Annotated in this window: 13 protein-coding genes and 2 pseudogenes; 8 read left to right on the top strand and 7 right to left on the bottom strand. The window is 61.0% G+C overall.

The genetic code is table 11. From position 1 onward, the window contains the following. Position 1 precedes the first annotated feature (1 nt). Genes mobF through ACP6KB_RS28285 form a run of 3 tightly spaced genes read right to left on the bottom strand, consistent with a single transcriptional unit; the run spans position 2 to position 4,883 of the window. Positions 2-2,938 (bottom strand): MobF family relaxase, encoded by a 2,937-nt coding sequence (mobF, locus tag ACP6KB_RS28295; protein ID WP_070085831.1) that lies wholly within the window; start codon positions 2,936-2,938, stop codon positions 2-4. Positions 2,939-2,949: 11 nt separating this feature from the next. After that, the gene (locus tag ACP6KB_RS28290; RefSeq protein ID WP_028691947.1) at positions 2,950-4,500 is read right to left on the bottom strand and encodes a type IV secretion system DNA-binding domain-containing protein; all 1,551 of its coding nucleotides are present in this window, start codon (positions 4,498-4,500) and stop codon (positions 2,950-2,952) included. Further along, entirely contained in the window at positions 4,500-4,883 is a 384-nt protein-coding gene (locus tag ACP6KB_RS28285; RefSeq protein WP_070085832.1) for a hypothetical protein, read from the bottom strand. Before ACP6KB_RS28285 ends, ACP6KB_RS28290 begins: the two co-directional genes overlap by 1 nt. 432 nt (positions 4,884-5,315) lie before the next feature. On the opposite strand from ACP6KB_RS28285, the gene ACP6KB_RS28280 reads away from it, so the two are divergent. The 5 genes from ACP6KB_RS28280 (at position 5,316) to ACP6KB_RS28260 (ending at position 8,410) form a co-directional block, all read left to right on the top strand. After that, positions 5,316-5,771, top strand: coding sequence for a TraD protein (locus ACP6KB_RS28280; protein ID WP_070085833.1), 456 nt, complete (start codon positions 5,316-5,318; stop codon positions 5,769-5,771). Continuing rightward, positions 5,768-6,487 (top strand): StbB family protein, encoded by a 720-nt coding sequence (stbB, locus tag ACP6KB_RS28275; protein WP_028691950.1) that lies wholly within the window; start codon positions 5,768-5,770, stop codon positions 6,485-6,487. Before ACP6KB_RS28280 ends, stbB begins: the two co-directional genes overlap by 4 nt. A gap of 3 nt (positions 6,488-6,490) precedes the next feature. Next, positions 6,491-6,883 (top strand): hypothetical protein, encoded by a 393-nt coding sequence (locus tag ACP6KB_RS28270; RefSeq protein WP_070085834.1) that lies wholly within the window; start codon positions 6,491-6,493, stop codon positions 6,881-6,883. Positions 6,884-7,013: 130 nt separating this feature from the next. Continuing rightward, positions 7,014-7,811, top strand: coding sequence for a SprT-like domain-containing protein (locus tag ACP6KB_RS28265; RefSeq protein WP_032495640.1), 798 nt, complete (start codon positions 7,014-7,016; stop codon positions 7,809-7,811). Between the two features lie 116 nt (positions 7,812-7,927). Continuing rightward, positions 7,928-8,410, top strand: a complete 483-nt coding sequence (locus tag ACP6KB_RS28260; protein WP_232866811.1) for a hypothetical protein — start codon at positions 7,928-7,930, stop codon at positions 8,408-8,410. 483 nt (positions 8,411-8,893) lie between these two features. Here the strand turns inward: ACP6KB_RS28260 and ACP6KB_RS28255 are convergent. After that, positions 8,894-10,645 (bottom strand): annotated as a pseudogene (locus ACP6KB_RS28255) (Tn3-like element TnAs1 family transposase); the annotation flags it as partial. A gap of 3 nt (positions 10,646-10,648) precedes the next feature. Here ACP6KB_RS28255 and ACP6KB_RS28250 point away from each other — a divergent pair. Continuing rightward, a complete protein-coding gene (locus ACP6KB_RS28250) occupies positions 10,649-11,041 on the top strand; it encodes a cysteine hydrolase family protein (protein ID WP_001351729.1) in 393 nt (130 codons plus the stop codon). A 137-nt stretch (positions 11,042-11,178) separates the two neighbouring features. Next, a complete protein-coding gene (locus ACP6KB_RS28245; RefSeq protein ID WP_000058717.1) occupies positions 11,179-12,063 on the top strand; it encodes a DMT family transporter in 885 nt (294 codons plus the stop codon). 31 nt (positions 12,064-12,094) lie between these two features. Here the strand turns inward: ACP6KB_RS28245 and tet(A) are convergent, their stop codons facing one another. Next, a complete protein-coding gene (gene tet(A), locus ACP6KB_RS28240) occupies positions 12,095-13,294 on the bottom strand; it encodes a tetracycline efflux MFS transporter Tet(A) (RefSeq protein WP_000804064.1) in 1,200 nt (399 codons plus the stop codon). A 105-nt stretch (positions 13,295-13,399) separates the two neighbouring features. On the opposite strand from tet(A), the gene tetR(A) reads away from it, so the two are divergent. Then, positions 13,400-14,050, top strand: a complete 651-nt coding sequence (gene tetR(A), locus ACP6KB_RS28235) for a tetracycline resistance transcriptional repressor TetR(A) (protein ID WP_000164043.1) — start codon at positions 13,400-13,402, stop codon at positions 14,048-14,050. A 31-nt stretch (positions 14,051-14,081) separates the two neighbouring features. On the opposite strand, the gene ACP6KB_RS28230 is transcribed toward tetR(A), so the two are convergent. Both ACP6KB_RS28230 and ACP6KB_RS28225 read right to left on the bottom strand, forming a co-directional pair. Continuing rightward, the gene (locus ACP6KB_RS28230; RefSeq protein WP_000844627.1) at positions 14,082-14,324 is read right to left on the bottom strand and encodes a transposase; all 243 of its coding nucleotides are present in this window, start codon (positions 14,322-14,324) and stop codon (positions 14,082-14,084) included. 57 nt (positions 14,325-14,381) lie between these two features. Beyond that, positions 14,382-16,673, bottom strand: a pseudogene (locus ACP6KB_RS28225) (Tn3 family transposase); the annotation flags it as partial. Between the last annotated feature and the right edge of the window lie 20 nt (positions 16,674-16,693).

Here is a 16,693-nt window from a genome sequence, read left to right as displayed (position 1 = left end):
CTCACATCCTGGGATGCCCGCTGCTCGGGCCTTCCAAGCGAGTACGTTGCTTGCGCTCCAGCGCCTGGCCGTCCGCAACATTCCGCGGTTGAATCGACTCCCTACGCTGCCGCTCGCGTTCCTGCTGCAGCGACAACGCCGTGGTTTTGTCGTAGCGCTTGGCGATTGCTGCCGGCAGACCTTTGATGGAGTCTGCATAGACGCGGGCTTCATGCCGTGCCCGGCTGATGGCCACATACCAAAGGTTCTGCGAGGTGGTGCGGCTCTTGGTGTTGAGCGAGATCATGACGCGATCATTGGTCAGACCCTGAGCGCTGTGGACGGTCGCGGAATAGGCATGTTCCAGGTGCAACGGCTTGTTGGTCGGCAAGCTCACGGTGCGTTCGGGCTGGCCGTTGATCTCCTTGAGCGAAGCCAGCTGCACCACGCCGCCCTCGATGCTGACTACGCGCATGCGGTCGCCGTTGGTGAGGTCCAGCTTGGGATCCTGGCGGTTGATGCGAATGAGGTCACCCACAGACAGCTCGGGTTTCTCCAGCTTGTAGACACTGAGCTTGGTGGCCTGTCTCGGGTTGAACTCGTATCGGTTGCCGCTACGGTCCTTGACCACAAGCACATTACCCGGCAGCGCCTGGTCGACCACATACAGCTCACCTCGTACCAGGCCAGCCCGTTTATAGTCCTTTTCCGGCTGAATGATCATGCCCTGCTTGTAGCTGGGGGCGTACCGACGTTCTGCGTCGGTGGAATCGACACGGTTCAACGTTTCGAACTGTTTACCCTTCCCCAGCAGCCCGAGTGCCTGGCGGGCCATCTGGTTGATTTCCTTCCGGTCCTTGTTGGTGCCGGCAACGATCAACACCTCTTTGCGTTGGTCGGGGGTCAGTGCCATGTAGTCGCGGACAATGGCCTGGTGCCGCTCAGTGGCCGTTCGCAATTCTTCAACGTGTTTCAAGTGATCCAGGGACTTGGTGGGCTGCCCCTCGGCCGCATGCTGCACTGCCAGTTTCAACTCGGGATCCTTCTGCCGCTGGATCTCCTTGATACGTGCGGTTTGCATGCCGTTTTGCTGCAGCTGAGCAAATGGCTTACCTGCCTCGATGGCCTCGGTTTGCTTGGTGTCACCCAGCTGGATCAAGCGGGCGCCGGATTGCTCGATCTCCCGCATCAGCCGTTCCATCTGGCGGGCGCCCACCACGCCGGCCTCATCGAGAATAACGATGGTCTTGGCATCCAATCCCTTGTTCTTGGTGTGGAAGAAGCTGGCCAGCGTGTGCGCATCCAACCCTTCGTTCTTCAAGGCGGTGACCTGGTTGCCGTACGGTGCCAGGGCAACAACTCTGTACCCTGATCCCGGTTGGGAATCCCGGCTGGCCATCGCGGCGTTCACGGAATCGATCAGTTTGACGGCACGGTCTACCGAGTAGGTTTTGCCGGTACCGGCATCACCCTGGATGCCTACAAATCGATTGTTGGTGCTGACGATCACCTCAACGGCCTGGTATTGGCCAGCCGACAAGGTGGACCCTTCCAGCGCCTTGGCCACCTGTTCCTTGGTCATCAACGGGGTGACCTGGCCACGGCCTGTCCGCTCGATAGCCAGAATGGCTTTCTCGCGCTTCAAGGCCTTCTGCGTCGTATAGCGCTTTTCTGCAGGCTCTAGCGAGCCGCGCTTGATAGCCTTGTCTACATACTGCCGAGCCTGTTTCTCACTCCAGCCTTTCAGCTCCTGCAGGTGTGCCCGCCAGCCAGCAGGCGACAGTACCGGTGAATCTAAGTCGCCGTTGGGCATGCGGTAGGTCGGCGGTGATTCGATCAGCGTCCCTTGCTTGACCAGGCGCTTGATTTCCTCGTTTACCTGATCAGGGGTAGCAAGGCCGACAGCACGTCGCAAGGCGACGGTGCGCAGGTCATTTTCCCCGACCACTTGCTCACGTTCGGTCAGGTGATTGATGGCGTACTGGACAACGGCCTGCCCTGGCGTGATGCCCTCGGGCAGGCTGTATTCTGCAGGGCTGCCCTTGCGAGGCGCGTATTCACGATTGTCCAGGTGGCTGCGAGCGCCAAAATCAATGCCCAGCTCGCGGGCTTTGGTTACCCAATATTCTTTGACCAGGTGGCGGTCGCGCTCGTCCTTGCGTGGCCGTGTGGCCATCGCAATGATCTGCTTTTCGAGCGGGGTGGCATCGGCGCGGGTTTTTCCGTCCTTGGCCAGCGCGTCCTCGATCACTTTGGAACGGCTGGAAAACGCCTCGATCTGGTCACGCGATATGTGGGCCAGCTCGAAGTTGCCCTGGTTATCCAGAACCCGGATCTCATATCCCAGCGCACGCAGTTCCTGGGCAAGGATGCCCTTGTACATGGCATCGACTTGCGGCTGGATCTTGTAGATATCGTCGTTGCGCAAAGCGCGCCATTTGCCATCCGACCTTCTGGTCATGTTCATGACCACGGCATGCGTGTGCATCTGCGGATCCTTGGCCCGGCTCATTTCATGGCGAAACTTGCCTATGACCAGGTTGCCCGAGCGCTCGAGCATGGTTTTGCCGTTCACCTTCAGTCGCGTTTGAGCCAGGCGCTCGACTTCCTCCATGCTCTTGGTCACTGCACGGTCGTGCGCTGCCATCACATCCTTGTCGCCGGCGATCAGCGCCTGCATGGAGACGGACTTAGGCGCCGAGAACGTTAGGTCTAAGCCCATGCGACGGGAGCCTGTTTCCTTGTCGAAGGTCTTAGCCATTCGTTCGCCATTCGGGAGCTTTCCGTCAAACAGACGGGCCAGCTCCTTCTGGTCGATAGGCCCCTCCAAACCCAGCAACTCGGCACCGATACCTTGCCACTCGCCGGGGGCTTCCTTGGCGTAGTAGTCATCGGCGTTGGAAAAGTAGCCCGCCGCCGCGTACTGGTTGTCACCCTTGATCAGCGTCACGTTGAACATCGCTTACCTCGTCAAGCTGCTTGGCCAATGACGATTGCCGGCGCCCGCTCTTTGTAATCGACGTAAGGCGTCTTGATCTTGGTAATGGGGAAGTCCTCGGCAAACTTGACGTAGGCTTCCAAGTCATTGAGGTTCGAGATCTCCGAATCCATCACGACCGGCTCTAGCTTGATTTCCTCGGCCCGCGTCATGCGCCCAGCCGTCCACGACTTGCGGAAGCGCTTGACCTCCTGATTGCCCAAGATTTCCTTGGCCATTTCGGCGTTCTTGGCGTTTGCCGCCGCCAGGATGACGTAGTTACGGAAGCACGACAGCAGCGTGTCCGCGTCGTCCCGGCCATAACTTGCGTTGAGCTGGGACCAGTCTTGCAGACTGCCGACCATGCGCAGGCCATGTTTCCGACCCTTGGTCGCAGCGGGAACGAAACTCTCCAATTTACCGAGCGATTGCAGCTCATCGAGAAACAGCCACAGACGTTTACCGGTCATTGGCTCGGAGCTGAGGATGGTTGCGCAGATGGTATCGATCCAGGTGGCCACCAGCGGGCGCATGGTGTCGCGCATATCCTCACGCCAGGTAATGAACAGGTTGCCGGCGTCGGGATCATTCACCCAGCGATAGATCGAAAAGTCACCTTTACCCATGTAGCGAAGAGGGCGGATGTACTTGTTCATCATGAACTGGATGCTTGCGATGGCTTTCTCCGCGTTGTCACGGAAATAGCCTTCGGAGTCGGTGTTCGCCAAGAACGCCCGGATGGTGTCGCCATCTTCGCGAACCAGAAGGTTGACCAGCGTATCTTGGTTGGCGTTGTTCGTTTCCATCAGCTTGCGCATGGTGTCGGACAGTACGTCCCGAGCGTAGGCACACCATTGCTCGTCGCTGGGGTCTACCTGCGGCGGGATGATCGACTTGGCCATGCGGTTGAAATCGTGAACGCCACGGATCTCGTTGAAGATGGTCCAGCCTGCAGATCGCGCATCAAAAGGATTGAGGATGTAGTCGCCCTTGAAACTGAACTTGGAGTAGAAGGTCCCGTTGGGATCGACCACGGCCATGCGGTCGTTGCGCCGTAATGCCGAAGCGATCATGCCTTCCATGGTCACGGACTTACCCGCACCGATGGACGCGCAGATCATGGTGTTGCGGTCTTCCAGGTGCAGGGGCATCGGCAGCTTGCCGACCATGATTGGCTTGGCATTCTCCAGCCCCTTTTTGCGGCGCTCCCGGTTGGTCTTGGCATTGCGAGCGTTGACCTTGCGCTCCACGAAATGCCAGTTACGAATCCGTGAACCACGCAGCCATTGCTGGAACCGTTCGCCTCTGAACCCGTCGTCGCAGTATTCGTACAGGTAGTAACACAAGCCTGCAGCAACAACCGAGGTGGCAATGGTGGCACCCAGCACTAGAGGTTCGTGCCAGCCGTTGTGCAGTGTTTCTTTGAACGCTGCAGGGAACGGCGCCAGTGGCAGCTGAGCCAGCTGGGTGCCGGCCAACCAGCCAGCGATCGGCAAACCAAAGCCCGCTGTCATAGCGGCGGAATCAACCTCTTGTTTGTGCATCAGTCCTCTCCTGATAGACGTTCAATATCCTCGGCCAGGTCAGGCAAAAGTGCTGCGAGTGCATCTTCGCTGTTGACCAGGTGCTTGAGTTGCGCACGCAACTCATTGACCTTGCCCTGTGCCGTTCCTTGACGCAGCAGATAGACCACGATGGCCTGAATGGTTCTGCTCCGGGCCTGTTCCTGGGTGATGGTTTCGAGCAACCCTAAGATCTGTTGCTGCTCGGCCCAGCTGTCCATATCCATCTGCCGGCCACCTTTGTCTGTGGCCAGCACCCGGTCGCGGATGTAGCTCGAAAGGTGCTTATAGCCAGCGAGTGCTGCCGCTTCTTCAACTCTGGACAGCTGCTCGTCGTTGAATCGAATGGGTACTGTTTTGCCCACGTTGCTCCCTCAAATGCACCTTGAAATTGGGGTTCTACACGCCCAAAGGTAACGCACATTTGCTGTAATGCAAACGTATCACATAAAATCCTTGATTTATGTGAGTCCTAAGCATACTTTGTAATACAAACGTATCACAGCGACAATTTCTGAAAAGCGGCTCAGGCCCAAGGCTGACGCGGCTTCCACCTCCCGCCAGGGAGGTGCGTGTTGTGTATTGAGATTTTGACCCTGTTAAGGGTCGAAATTGATGCTCTTGTTAAGGGCGTTTTTAGTGCCTAGGCCGAAGGCCGTAGCGAGCGGAGGACAAGGGGTAGGCAGAAAGGGTGCTGTATGGCTGTAGATTGAGTGCAGAAGGGGTAAAGCTTGACTACAGGTAGGGGGTGAGTAGGATACAGAGTAAATGCAATATGGGTGCAGGTAGGGTGCAAAATGGCAGGCAAGGATATTGAGAAGGCACTAATGGCGGTAGAGCCAGTGACCAAGGCAGCGAAAATACGCCAGGTCATGCCAGTGATCGAGAAGCAGCTGAGGGCAGGTGTACGACGCCAGGCGATTTTGGATGTGCTCAAGGAGCAAGGTATCGAGGTCAGCATGGATACGCTCAAGAGCTACCTGTACCGATACCGCAAGGCCCAACGTGGAAACCAGGCGAACACTGCAAGCCCTGCACCAGCTCCACAACATTTCGAGGAACCAGCGCGGCAGGTCGAGCCGGAACAAGAAGGAGGTGTATCGTACGATACAGAACCGAGCCATGACGCGGACGAACGGCCCCATTTGGGGCCGGCTGAGTTGAGCAGGCTCATGAATCCCGGGGACGATCAAAACGCCTCGGACTTGGATCGATATGAAAGCGCAGCGCGCAGCAGAAGGAAACGCACATGAGAACCGTCACCGTGAATTTCACCGGCAACTCCGGTAAAACCACACTCTCCGATAACCTGCTTTGGCCCCGTATCGGCGGTCTGCGGTTTGCAATTGAAACCATCAACGCCGGTGCGTCGGACACCGCAGCCGAAATTGAACGCCTCAAGGGCAAGCAGTTTGGCGAACTGTCCGAGGTACTGCTGACCGAGGACAAGGTTGTGGTCGACGTTGGCGCATCCAACGTTGAAGACTTCTTCAAGTTCATGGGCCAGTACGACGGCTCCCACGAAGATATCGATTACTTCCTGGTACCGGCAGTACCGGAGAAAAAGCAGCAGGTCGATACCATCAACACCATCAAGACCCTGGCCGCGCTCGGCGTGCCGGCGAAAAAGATCCTGGTCGTCTTCAACAAGGTCCAGATCGATGATGCCGACGATATCCCGCAGACGTTCGCAGCGCTGTTCGGCTTCCACGAAGTCGAGAAGAAATTCACCCTCAAGCGCGATGCTGTGGTGTACGCGAACGAGATTTTCGAGCGCCTGCGCCCGCTGAAAATGAATGTCACGCAGGTACTGGAGGACTCCACGGACTATCGCGCCCAGTTGCGCGATGCCAAGGACGAAACCGAGAAGGATCACGCGCTTCGCATGATCTCCGCGCAGCGCCTGGCCAAGTCGGCATCGCGCAACCTTGACCAGGTGTATGCCTCGCTGTTCGGCAAGGGGAAGTGACCGATGGCCAAGGACCCGACCACGGCCCGCGAAGCGATGGTCGCGCAAATGATGGAGGATTTTGACGCCATCGTGCGGCGCCTGGAACAGGTCGACGCCGACCTGGCGGCTAAAACGTCCGAGGCCGTACGCGATGCAGCAGGCAAAGTCCTGCTGCAAACGCAGCTGAACTTTGAGTCGATGATGGAGGAACAGCGCAACGCCCTGGTGCAGGCAGGCCGTGAAGCGGCGGCACGGATCGGTAACGAGATCAACCGCAGTACCGCGAACCTGATTAGCGCACAGGCGGAACGCCGGGCCATCCGGTATACGGCGCTGTTGCTGCTGGTCGGCGCGGCGCTCGGCGCCGCTGCTGTGCTTGCCGCTGTTGGAGCCGGCTTTTTGATTGGACGGTGAGGGGGCGTGCCCCCTTTTTTTGATGTGTAACCTGTATCGTACGATACAGGTTACAATGCCTGTAACGTTCACCCCCCTGACGTTGAGCGATCAGCATGGGGGATTCTCGCGTGCGAGAAATGGAGGCCGCATGTCCGCAACCCCAAGCCAGCTGCTCTATGACGAAATCGAAGGCGCGTACGACTGGTTCAATGATCGGTTGTACGGTGGCCAGCTTCCTGGCTGCATCTTCACCCTACAGCGCAAGGCCAACACTTTCGGCTACTACTCGCCATCGCGCTTCCTGCGCCGGAATGGCTCGGGTAAGAGCGATGAAATCGCGCTGAACTGCGCCTACTTCGCGCATCGCAGCATCAAGCAAACGCTGTCCACGCTGGTGCATGAACAGGCGCACCAGTGGCAGGACTGCTTCGGGAAGAAGTCTCGCGGCGGGTATCACAACCGTGAGTGGGCCGACAAAATGGAGGCCATCGGGCTGATGCCTTCGCACACGGGTGAGCCTGGCGGGCGCCGGTGCGGGCAGCAGATGACGCACTACATCATCGAGGGCGGTCCCTTCGATGTGGCATGCGAAGAATTGCTCGCAACCGGCGCCATGATTTCCTGGATCGATATCGTCACCCAGCGGGTACCTATGTCCGCAACGCAGTTATACGGGCCAGGTGGGGAGCCTTTACCCCAGCCCGAGGATCCGACCATCGATATACCGGCGCTGACTGTCGCGGGTCTGATTCAGCCGGCAACGCCGGCTGAGGATCCGAAGAACAAGCGCAAGTACACCTGCCCCAGCTGCAAGTTGAACGTGTGGGGCAAGCCAGGCCTGAGCGGGCGGTTGCTCTGTGTGGACTGCGACGTACGTTTCCTTGAGGCCGGCGAGCTGGTGGAAGTGCCGCACGACCCTGATGCCCAGCCGGGCGGGGACGACTGAGAACCGAAGGGCGTCAGTTGCCCCCGCCTGGCCGCTGCCGGCGAGGCGACTTGCTGCCGGTGAGGCCCTAACGTATATATGCGTTAGGACTACGATCCAGCAGGAGATCACCTCCCATGTACATACCGTCACGCGACGACTTGCTGCAGCTGTACGAGAGCGACGTTAAATCGGCGTACGCCGACCGCCTCGATGGTTACCGTCGATACCTGGAAAATCGGGAAGGCAGCCTGCGCCAGATGGCCAGCCACTGCGGCGCGGAACTCGGTGCAGCGCACAAGCGCTGCAAGCGCGACCTGGTGTTTTCTTTCCTGCAGGTGGAGCGGCTGAACGGGCTGGATATAACCCCAACCCTGGCTGAAAATCTCTGCGCTAAGCTGCTCGGGAGAGGGGTGGACGTACGGATTGCACTGGAGAAGTTCGCAACGCAGGGGCGCACAGCAGCCAACAAATCAAAGGTCGGTCCTGAGATCCTGGATCAGCTGGAGGCGACTCTGGAGCCGATGGTGCAAGCCCTGGTCATGGCCATGACAGAGATCCGTGTCCGTTACCGGGATGACTTCGATGACTGCGTAGCACATCGCCGGTTTAAGCCTTAACACATATATGCGGTAGGCCTTGATTCGGAGGCCGGCACTTCGGGCTTGCGGATCCAAGGGCGCAGCCCTTGGTCGCCGAAGGCCGCTCTCTGCGCTGTTGCCCAGCCCACACACAAAATCGTCCAGTGAGCGGGGCCCCAACAAGGGCCAGAGCGAACGGTGCAGTTGTCCACGGACCAGGTGCGCAACATCGCCTGGGCGGTGGGCAACTGCAGGGCGATTTCCCGAGCCGTGCCCGGTTCTGACTGGGCTGGGCGGCAGCGCCCGGCCTCCAGGCCGGCCCCCCAGCGCTCTGCCGTAGCCGATCCAGGCGTAACGCCCGCCTGCCTGGGCAGATCAGGAGTCTAGTTCAATACCCTAACACATATATGTCTTAGGGCCTCTCCGCGCTTTTGGTTTGCGGATCCAAGGGCGCAGCTCTTGGTCACCGAAGGTGCTTCTGCGCTGCAGGGGGCGAATAGAGAAAACGGAAAAAATCGTACGCTAAGGTTTTCCGGGCATCCGTAAGGGCCGAAACTTCCCGTCTTCCAGTCTGCGGCTCTGCCGCCAGACGTAATCGCCGGTTAGGTTGATGTGCTCCCAGCCCAGCGGCGACAGGAATTGCAGCAGCTCGCCGTCCACCGGCTTGCCGGCCTCGACCAACCCCTGGGTGGCGCGTTCCAGGTACACCGTGTTCCACAGCACGATAGCCGCCGTCACCAGGTTGAGGCCGCTGGCCCGGTAGCGCTGCTGCTCGAAGCTCCGATCCCTGATTTCCCCAAGGCGGTTGAAGAACACCGCCCTGGCCAGCGAGTTGCGCGCCTCACCTTTGTTCAGGCCGGCATGCACGCGGCGGCGCAGTTCAACACTTTGCAGCCAGTCCAGGATGAACAGCGTGCGCTCGATCCGGCCCAGCTCGCGCAGGGCCACGGCCAGTCCGTTCTGGCGCGGGTAGCTGCCGAGCTTGCGCAGCATCAGCGAGGCGGTGACGGTGCCCTGCTTGATCGAGCTGGCCAGGCGCAGGATGTCGTCCCAGTGGGCACGCACGTGCTTGATGTTCAGGGTGCCGCCGATCAGCGGGCGCAACGTCGGGTAGGCTTGCACGCCCTGCGGCACGTACAGCTTGGTTTCGCCGAGGTCGCGGATGCGCGGCGCGAAGCGGAAGCCTAGCAGGTGCATCAGGGCAAAGACGTGATCGGTGAAGCCGGCCGTGTCGGTGTAGTGCTCCTCGATCCGCAGGTCGGACTCGTGGTACAGCAGGCCGTCGAGCACATAGGTGGAATCGCGGACGCCGACATTCACCACGCGGGTGCTGAACGGCGCGTACTGGTCGGAGATATGGGTATAGAACAGCCGTCCCGGCTCGCTACCGTACTTCGGGTTGACGTGCCCGGTGCTCTCGCCCCGGCCACCCGCGCGGAAGCGCTGGCCATCGGAGGATGAGGTCGTGCCGTCGCCCCAGTGGGCGGCAAAGGCGTGGCGATACTGGTGGTTGACCAGCTCGGCCAAGGCCGCCGAATAGGTTTCGTCGCGGATGTGCCAGGCTTGCAGCCAGGACAGCTTGGCGTAGGTCAGGCCGGGGCTCGACTCGGCCATCTTGGTCAGCCCGAGGTTGATCGCATCACCGAGGATTGCGGACAGCAGCAACGTCCTGTCTTTGGCCTCGGCCCCGTCCTTCAAGTGGGTGAAGTGGCGGCTGAAGCCCGTCCAGTCGTCCACGTCCATCAGCAGTTCGGTGATCTTGATGCGCGGCAGTAACTGGCTGGTTTGGTCGATCAGCGCCTGCGCCCGATCCGGCACCGCCGCATCCAGCGGGGTGATTTTCAGCCCTGACTCGGTGAGGATGGCATCGGGCAGCTCGTTGTCCTTGGCCAGGCGGGTGACGGTGGCCAACTGCTCGTCCAGCAGCTGCAAACGCTCTTCCAGGTACTGGTCGCTGTTCGGGTTGATCGCCAGGGGCAGGGCCTGCTCGCGCTTGAGTGCGGCGAACTTCTCGGCCGGCAGCAGGTAGTCGTCGAAGTCGCGGAACTGCCGCGAGCCCTTGACCCAGATGTCGCCGGAGCGCAGGGCGTTCTTCAGCTCGGACAGGGCGCAGATTTCGTAGAATTTCCGGTCGAGGCCTTCCGGGGTGATCACCAGCGGCTTCCAGCGCGGCTTGATGAAGGCCGTGGGTGCATCGGCCGGCACCTTGCGCAGGTTGTCGGCGTTCATCTCACGCAGGGTCTGCACGGCTGCCAGCACGCCTTGCGCGGCCGGCCCGTGCTGTTCCCCAACTTTTCGCTCGGCGAAGAGTATGAACATGCGCCGCCGGCGACGAATCGCCAAATCTCACCGTATCTCCCGAGCGGACGATTTCGCACCGGTCTGCCCGTCGAAGGGCTTGCGATCGAACGGGGCGACCTTTTCTATGCATGTCCGCGAGCCAGCGTCTTTTATGGCACGGCGCTCGACGCCGACCTTCGGACGCGCGGCGTAAGCACGCTTGTCATGGCCGGGATAAGCACCACCGGCGTTGTTCTTTCAAGCGTCGCCTGGGCTAGTGATGCGGACTACGACGTGCGTTTGGTCCAGGACTGCTGCTACGACCCGGATCGGGATGCCCACGAAGCTCTGTTGCGTTCCGGGTTCGGCGGACGTGTACAGGTCGTGTAATTTTCGGGCCTCGCATGATCGCGGCCATAGCCGCAGGTGGATTGGTGCGAGGCAGGGCCAGTCCAAGTCAGGGTGCGGTCATCGCGGCGCCTGCAACTCTCAAAAACCCATCGCCGTAGCGGAGGTCTTGTAATCGCATGTCATTACGCACGCCCGATTTATTGTTCACAGCGATAGCACCTGCCATTTGGGGCAGCACCTACATTGTCACCACCCAATACCTGCCGAACTTCTCACCGATGACGGTCGCGATGCTGCGGGCGTTGCCGGCGGGTTTATTGCTCGTGATGATCGTCCGACAGATTCCAACGGGAATCTGGTGGATGCGCATCTTCATCCTCGGCGCACTTAATATTTCGCTATTCTGGAGCTTGTTGTTTATTTCGGTCTACCGCCTGCCGGGCGGGGTCGCGGCGACGGTAGGCGCTGTGCAGCCGCTGATGGTCGTGTTCATCTCTGCCGCTCTGCTAGGTAGCCCGATACGATTGATGGCGGTCCTGGGGGCTATTTGCGGAACTGCGGGCGTGGCGCTGTTGGTGTTGACACCAAACGCAGCGCTAGATCCTGTCGGCGTCGCAGCGGGCCTGGCGGGGGCGGTTTCCATGGCGTTCGGAACCGTGCTGACCCGCAAGTGGCAACCTCCCGTGCCTCTGCTCACCTTTACCGCCTGGCAACTGGCGGCCGGAGGACTTCTGCTCGTTCCAGTAGCTTTAGTGTTTGATCCGCCAATCCCGATGCCTACAGGAACCAATGTTCTCGGCCTGGCGTGGCTCGGCCTGATCGGAGCGGGTTTAACCTACTTCCTTTGGTTCCGGGGGATCTCGCGACTCGAACCTACAGTTGTTTCCTTACTGGGCTTTCTCAGCCCGGGGACCGCCGTGTTGCTAGGATGGTTGTTCTTGGATCAGACGCTGAGTGCGCTTCAAATCATCGGCGTCCTGCTCGTGATCGGGAGTATCTGGCTGGGCCAACGTTCCAACCGCACTCCTAGGGCGCGTATAGCTTGCCGGAAGTCGCCTTGACCCGCATGGCATAGGCCTATCGTTTCCACGATCAGCGATCGGCTCGTTGCCCTGCGCCGCTCCAAAGCCCGCGACGCAGCGCCGGCAGGCAGAGCAAGTAGAGGGCAGCGCCTGCAATCCATGCCCACCCGTTCCACGTTGTTATAGAAGCCGCATAGATCGCCGTGAAGAGGAGGGGTCCGACGATCGAGGTCAGGCTGGTGAGCGCCGCCAGTGAGCCTTGCAGCTGCCCCTGACGTTCCTCATCCACCTGCCTGGACAACATTGCTTGCAGCGCCGGCATTCCGATGCCACCCGAAGCAAGCAGGACCATGATCGGGAACGCCATCCATCCCCGTGTCGCGAAGGCAAGCAGGATGTAGCCTGTGCCGTCGGCAATCATTCCGAGCATGAGTGCCCGCCTTTCGCCGAGCCGGGCGGCTACAGGGCCGGTGATCATTGCCTGGGCGAGTGAATGCAGAATGCCAAATGCGGCAAGCGAAATGCCGATCGTGGTCGCGTCCCAGTGAAAGCGATCCTCGCCGAAAATGACCCAAAGCGCGGCCGGCACCTGTCCGACAAGTTGCATGATGAAGAAGACCGCCATCAGGGCGGCGACGACGGTCATGCCCCGGGCCCACCGGAACGAAGCGAGCGGGTTGAGAGCCTCCCGGCGTAACGGCCGGCGTTCGCCTTTGTGCGACTCCGGCAAAAGGAAACAGCCCGTCAGGAAATTGAGGCCGTTCAAGGCTGCCGCGGCGAAGAACGGAGCGTGGGGGGAGAAACCGCCCATCAGCCCACCGAGCACAGGTCCCGCGACCATCCCGAACCCGAAACAGGCGCTCATGAAGCCGAAGTGCCGCGCGCGCTCATCGCCATCAGTGATATCGGCAATATAAGCGCCGGCTACCGCCCCAGTCGCCCCGGTGATGCCGGCCACGATCCGCCCGATATAGAGAACCCAAAGGAAAGGCGCCGTCGCCATGATGGCGTAGTCGACAGCAGCGCCGGCCAGCGAGACGAGCAAGACCGGCCGCCGCCCGAAACGATCCGACAGCGCGCCCAGCACAGGTGCGCAGGCAAATTGCATCAACGCATACAGCGCCAGCAGAATGCCATAGTGGGCGGTGACGTCGTTCGAGTGAACCAGATCGCGCAGGAGGCCCGGCAGCACCGGCATAATCAGGCCGATGCCGACAGCGTCGAGCGCGACAGTGCTCAGAATTACGATCAGGGGTCTGTTGGGTTTCACGTCTGGCCTCCGGACCAGCCTCCGCTGGTCCGATTGAACGCGCGGATTCTTTATCACTGATAAGTTGGTGGACATATTATGTTTATCAGTGATAAAGTGTCAAGCATGACAAAGTTGCAGCCGAATACAGTGATCCGTGCCGCCCTGGACCTGTTGAACGAGGTCGGCGTAGACGGTCTGACGACACGCAAACTGGCGGAACGGTTGGGGGTTCAGCAGCCGGCGCTTTACTGGCACTTCAGGAACAAGCGGGCGCTGCTCGACGCACTGGCCGAAGCCATGCTGGCGGAGAATCATACGCATTCGGTGCCGAGAGCCGACGACGACTGGCGCTCATTTCTGATCGGGAATGCCCGCAGCTTCAGGCAGGCGCTGCTCGCCTACCGCGATGGCGCGCGCATCCATGCCGGCACGCGACCGGGCGCACCGCAGATGGAAACGGCCGACGCGCAGCTTCGCTTCCTCTGCGAGGCGGGTTTTTCGGCCGGGGACGCCGTCAATGCGCTGATGACAATCAGCTACTTCACTGTTGGGGCCGTGCTTGAGGAGCAGGCCGGCGACAGCGATGCCGGCGAGCGCGGCGGCACCGTTGAACAGGCTCCGCTCTCGCCGCTGTTGCGGGCCGCGATAGACGCCTTCGACGAAGCCGGTCCGGACGCAGCGTTCGAGCAGGGACTCGCGGTGATTGTCGATGGATTGGCGAAAAGGAGGCTCGTTGTCAGGAACGTTGAAGGACCGAGAAAGGGTGACGATTGATCAGGACCGCTGCCGGAGCGCAACCCACTCACTACAGCAGAGCCATGTAGACAACATCCCCTCCCCCTTTCCACCGCGTCAGACGCCCGTAGCAGCCCGCTACGGGCTTTTTCATGCCCTGCCCTAGCGTCCAAGCCTCACGGCCGCGCTCGGCCTCTCTGGCGGCCTTCTGGCGCTCCTGCTGCGGCGTCCGCTCGTGGGCCGTGGCGCGGGTCCGCGCGCCGGCCTCGTGCGCCTGGCGCTCGCGGGCGAGGTCCAGGGCGGCCGTCTTCACGTTCTGCCTTGCGCAGATGAGATAGGGGAGCCCGCAGAATTCGGAAAAAATCGTACGCTAAGGTTTTCCGGGCATCCGTAAGGGCCGAAACTTCCCGTCTTCCAGTCTGCGGCTCTGCCGCCAGACGTAATCGCCGGTTAGGTTGATGTGCTCCCACCCCAGCGGCGACAGGTATTGCAGCAGCTCACCATCCACCGACTTCCCCGCATCGCCCATCGCCTGGGTGGCGCGCTCCAAGTACACCGTGTTCCACAACACGATGGCGGCCGTCACCAGGTTGAGGCCACTGGCCCGGTAGCGCTGCTGCTCGAAGCTCCGATCCCTGATCTCGCCGAGGCGGTTGAAGAACACCGCCCTGGCCAGGGAGTTGCGGGCTTCGCCCTTGTTCAGTCCAGCATGCACGCGCCGGCGCAGCTCGACGCTTTGCAACCAATCGAGGATGAAAAGCGTGCGCTCGATCCGGCCCAGCTCGCGCAGGGCCACGGCCAGGCCGTTCTGGCGCGGATAGCTGCCGAGCTTGCGCAGCATCAGCGAGGCGGTGACCGTGCCCTGCTTGATCGAGCTGGCCAGGCGCAGGATGTCGTCCCAATGGGCGCGGACGTGCTTGATGTTCAGGGTGCCGCCAACCATTGGGCGCAATGTCGGGTAGTCCTGGACGCTATTCGGAACATACAGCTTGGTTTCTCCGAGGTCGCGGATGCGCGGTGCGAAGCGGAAGCCCAGCAGGTGCATCAGGGCGAAGACATGATCGGTGAAGCCAGCCGTGTCAGTGTAGTGCTCCTCGATCCGCAAGTCGGACTCGTGGTACAGCAGACCGTCGAGCACATAGGTAGAGTCGCGCACGCCGACATTCACCACGCGGGTGCTGAACGGTGCGTACTGGTCGGAGATGTGGGTGTAGAACAGCCGCCCCGGCTCGCTGCCGTACTTCGGGTTGACGTGGCCGGTGCTTTCGCCTCGACCACCCGCCCGGAAGCGCTGGCCATCGGAAGAAGAGGTCGTGCCGTCGCCCCAGTGAGCGGCGAAGGTATGACGGTACTGGTGGTTGACCAGCTCGGCCAGGGCCGCCGAGTAGGTTTCGTCTCGGATGTGCCAGGCTTGCAGCCAGGACAGCTTGGCGTAGGTCAGGCCGGGGCTCGACTCGGCCATCTTGGTCAGCCCGAGGTTGATTGCATCGCCCAGGATCGCTGACAGCAGCAATGTCCGGTCTTTGGCCTCGGCACCGTCCTTCAGGTGTGTGAAGTGGCGGCTGAAGCCCGTCCAGTCGTCCACGTCCATCAGCAGTTCGGTGATCTTGATGCGCGGCAGCAAATGGCTGGTCTGGTCGATCAGCGCCTGCGCGGTATTGGGCACCGCGGAATCCAGCGGGGTGATCTTCAGCCCGGACTCGGTGAGGATGGCATCGGGCAGCTCGTTGTCCTTGGCCAGGCGGGTGACGGTGGCCAGCTGCTCGTCCAGCAGCTGCAAGCGCTCTTCCAGGTACTGGTTGCTGTTCGGGTTGATCGCCAGGGGCAGAGCCTGCGCATGCTTGAGCGCGGCGAACCTCTCTGCCGGCAGCAGGTAGTCGTCGAAGTCGCGGAACTGCCGCGAGCCCTTGACCCAGATGTCACCGGAGCGCAGCGCGTTCTTCAGCTCGGACAGGGCGCAGATTTCGTAGAAGCGCCGGTCGAGGCCTTCCGGGGTTATCACTAGCGGCTTCCAGCGCGGCTTGATGAAGGCGGTGGGCGCATCGGCCGGCACCTTGCGCAGGTTGTAGGCGTTCATCTCGCTCAGGGTCTGCACGGCTGCCAGCACGCCTTGCGCAGCCGGGGCAGCGCGCAGTTCCAGCACCTCCAGCAAGGCCGGCGTGTAACGGCGCAGAGTGGCGAAGTTCTCGCCGACCAGGTGCAGATGGTCGAAGCCTTCCGGCCGGGCCAGCAGCTCGGCCTCGCTGACGCTCTCGGTGAACTCGTCCCAGGGAATCACCGCCTCAATGGCGGCATAGGGATCGCTACCGCTTTCCTTGGCTTCCAGCAGAGCCTGGCCGATCTTCGAGTACAGGCGCACCTTGTCGTTGATCGCCTTGCCCTGCTTCTGGAACTGCTGCTGATGCTTGTGCTTCGCGCTGCTGAACAGCTTGACCAGGATACGGTCGTGCAGATCGACCAACTCATCAATCACCGTCGCGGTGCTCTCCAGCACCACGGCGGCCAGGGTCGCGTAGCGTCGCTGCGGCTCGAACTTGCCGAGGTCTTTGGGCGTCATCTGCCCACCCTCGCGGGCCAGCTTGAGCAGGCGGTTCTGGTGGATGTGTCGGCCCAGGCCTTCGGGCAAGTCCACCAGCTGAAATGTCTTCAGCCGCTCGATGTGGGGTCGTCTCAGAAAACGGA

This window comes from Pseudomonas sp. NUPR-001 (genome assembly GCF_052147955.1).
Taxonomy (GTDB): Bacteria; Pseudomonadota; Gammaproteobacteria; order Pseudomonadales; family Pseudomonadaceae; genus Aquipseudomonas.
The sequence above is the reverse complement of the archived record's forward strand: the minus strand, read 5'-3'. Positions and strand labels throughout refer to the sequence as shown.

Coding starts and splice junctions, on each gene's coding strand:
- ACP6KB_RS28290 (WP_028691947.1), bottom strand. CDS start 4,500: ATGCACAAACAAGAGGTTGATTCCGCCGCTATGACAGCGGGCTTTGGT.
- mobF (WP_070085831.1), bottom strand. CDS start 2,938: ATGTTCAACGTGACGCTGATCAAGGGTGACAACCAGTACGCGGCGGCG.
- ACP6KB_RS28245 (WP_000058717.1), top strand. CDS start 11,179: ATGTCATTACGCACGCCCGATTTATTGTTCACAGCGATAGCACCTGCC.
- ACP6KB_RS28260 (WP_232866811.1), top strand. CDS start 7,928: ATGTACATACCGTCACGCGACGACTTGCTGCAGCTGTACGAGAGCGAC.
- ACP6KB_RS28270 (WP_070085834.1), top strand. CDS start 6,491: ATGGCCAAGGACCCGACCACGGCCCGCGAAGCGATGGTCGCGCAAATG.
- ACP6KB_RS28265 (WP_032495640.1), top strand. CDS start 7,014: ATGTCCGCAACCCCAAGCCAGCTGCTCTATGACGAAATCGAAGGCGCG.
- stbB (WP_028691950.1), top strand. CDS start 5,768: ATGAGAACCGTCACCGTGAATTTCACCGGCAACTCCGGTAAAACCACA.
- ACP6KB_RS28280 (WP_070085833.1), top strand. CDS start 5,316: ATGGCAGGCAAGGATATTGAGAAGGCACTAATGGCGGTAGAGCCAGTG.